Origin of the sequence: Nocardiopsis protaetiae (assembly GCF_045446735.1) — a bacterium.
Lineage (GTDB): Bacteria > Actinomycetota > Actinomycetes > Streptosporangiales > Streptosporangiaceae > Nocardiopsis > Nocardiopsis protaetiae.
This window is the reverse complement of record NZ_JBJJBV010000543.1, coordinates 1-996: the sequence shown is the minus strand read 5'-3', so window position 1 is coordinate 996 and position 996 is coordinate 1. Positions and strand designations below refer to the sequence as shown.

At 70.5% G+C, this 996-nt stretch carries 2 protein-coding genes; one reads left to right on the top strand and one right to left on the bottom strand.

The window, feature by feature from the left end:
• Positions 1-201: helix-turn-helix domain-containing protein (locus ACJOT3_RS34615; RefSeq protein ID WP_406977346.1), on the bottom strand; the 201-nt coding region annotated here is incomplete at its 3' end.
• 73 nt (positions 202-274) lie between these two features.
• On the opposite strand from ACJOT3_RS34615, the gene ACJOT3_RS34610 reads away from it, so the two are divergent.
• On the top strand, positions 275-996 hold a 722-nt coding region (locus ACJOT3_RS34610; protein WP_406977345.1), incomplete at its 3' end, for a DMT family transporter.

Sequence of the window (996 nt, the reverse complement as noted above, 5' to 3'; positions counted from 1 at the left end):
CTCGACGAGGAGTTCGGCGGCGTCGGTGAGGCGCACCCCGCGGCCGTTGCGTTCGACCAGGGGCTGGCCGACCTCGCGTTCGAGTTTGGAGAGCTGCTGGGAGACGGCGGAGTTGGTCACGTGCAGCGCCTCGGCGGCGGCGCTGAGGGATCCGTGCGACGCGATGGCGTGGAGGACACGGAGGCGGTCGACACTGAGCATGTAAGCAACACTAACCGACCCGTTTAGAAATACGAAGTAGACCTAACACATCGGTGCGCGGTACAAACATCCCATGTCCGTGCTCTCTCCGCCCCCGGCCACGTCGGCCGGCGTCCGCCGCCTCGCCGCCGACTGGCGGGTCAAGTTCGCGCTCCTGGCCCTGATCTGGGGCATGAGCTTCGTGTTCATCAGGGTCGCCGCCCAGTCCCTGGAACCCATGCAGCTGTCCCTGGGCCGGATCGTCGCCGGCGCCCTGCCGCTGCTGGCCGTAGTGCTGCTGCGCGGGGGCCGGCTGCCGACCTCGCCGCGGCTGCTGGCGCACATGTTCGTGGCCGCGCTGCTGCTCAACACGATCCCGTTCACGCTGTTCGGGTACGCCGGGCAGCTCATCCCCTCGGCGGTGATGGGCATCGTGAACGCCGCGACGCCGCTGTTCGGGGTGGTGTTCTCGATGCTGTTGCTGGCCGACGAGCGCCGCCCCGACCGCGACCGGCTGCTCGGCCTGGGCATCGGGTTCCTGGGCGTGCTCGTGGTGTTCGGGGTGTGGAACTCGCTGGGCGAGGTGAGCGTGAGCGACCGGGACGCGATGGTCGGCATGGGGTTCGTGGTGGCGGCGACCGCCTGCTACGGCATCGGCACCCCCTACCTGCGCCGGTTCGTGGCGGGCAGCTCCCACGGCGCCCTGGAGCTGTCGGCGCTGCAGCTGCTGCTGGCCGCCGTGCCGCTGGCGGTGCTGGTGCCGGTGGCCACCGACGCCCCGACCGGGGTGACCTGGCAGGTGGTGGCGTCGGTACT